Source organism: Vibrio sp. 779(2023) (assembly GCF_033344285.1).
In the GTDB taxonomy this organism is placed as follows: Bacteria; Pseudomonadota; Gammaproteobacteria; order Enterobacterales; family Vibrionaceae; genus Vibrio; species Vibrio alginolyticus.
In genome coordinates, this window is record NZ_JAWPOM010000233.1 from 1 (window position 1) to 1032 (window position 1032).

Sequence of the window (1032 nt, forward strand, 5' to 3'; positions counted from 1 at the left end):
CGCCATCAAATTTTTCTTCCGGTTGGAATTCTTCGACGCGACTTTGAATTGGTGTCACGTTTTTCAAACCTAACGTGTGGACAACTTGCTTGATAAAACGGATGCGCTTACCGAGGCTATCGAGCAGAAAGAACGTTTTCTCCGGATGCATGATCGCCAAAGGAATACCTGGCAATCCTGGGCCAGTGCCCACATCGATAAAACGTTCACCTTGCAGATGCGTGCCGACCACGATGCTATCAAGGATATGTTTCACTAACATCTCTAAAGGATCGCGAACCGAAGTTAGGTTGTACGCTTTGTTCCACTTATCGAGCAGCTCAACGTAACCGACTAACTGCTCTCGTTGTTTTTCTGAAACGTCTAAATCGGTCTGTGCAATCAGTGAATCAAGCTTGGTTCGTAGTGCACTCATTACTCTTCCTCGCCTTTTTTCAGCAAGCCGTGCTTCTTCAGATGCACAAGAAGAATTGAAATCGCTGCAGGCGTAATGCCGGAAATACGCGAAGCAATGCCAATACTTTCCGGTTTGGCTTCGCTCAGTTTCGCAACCACTTCGTTCGACAAACCTTTTACGTCTTTGTAATCCAAATCCGCAGGCAGTTTTGTGTGTTCGTGGCGAAGTGATTTTTCGATCTCTTCTTGCTGACGCTTGATGTAACCGTCGTATTTCACCTGAATTTCTACTTGTTCTGCCGCTTGTTGATCTTCAAGAGCAGGAGCAAAGGCATCAAGTTGAGTCAATTGTGAGTATGAGATCTCTGGACGACGCAAAAGATCCTCACCACTTGCTTCACGCGCCATTGGCGTTTTCAGCAGTTTGTTCAGTTCATCAATGCCCGCCGAGTTTGGGTTTACCCAAGTAGACTTCAGACGCTGACGCTCGGTTTCCATGTTCTCGATTTTTTCGTTGAAACGCGCCCAACGAACATCATCAATCAAGCCAAGTTCACGAGCTTTTTCTGTCAAACGAAGGTCGGCGTTGTCTTCTCGAAGCAATAGGCGGTATTCCGCGCGAGAAGTGAACATGCG

At 46.9% G+C, this 1032-nt stretch carries 1 protein-coding gene and 1 pseudogene; both read right to left on the bottom strand.

Annotation, left to right across the window (positions count from 1 at the left end):
* Positions 1 to 415 (bottom strand): 16S rRNA (guanine(527)-N(7))-methyltransferase RsmG (gene rsmG / locus R8O70_RS26300; protein WP_318184599.1); only part of this gene is annotated, 415 nt, incomplete at its 3' end.
* Positions 415 to 1032: pseudogene (gidA, locus tag R8O70_RS26305) on the bottom strand (tRNA uridine-5-carboxymethylaminomethyl(34) synthesis enzyme MnmG); the annotation flags it as partial. The pseudogene gidA and the gene rsmG, both read right to left, overlap by 1 nt.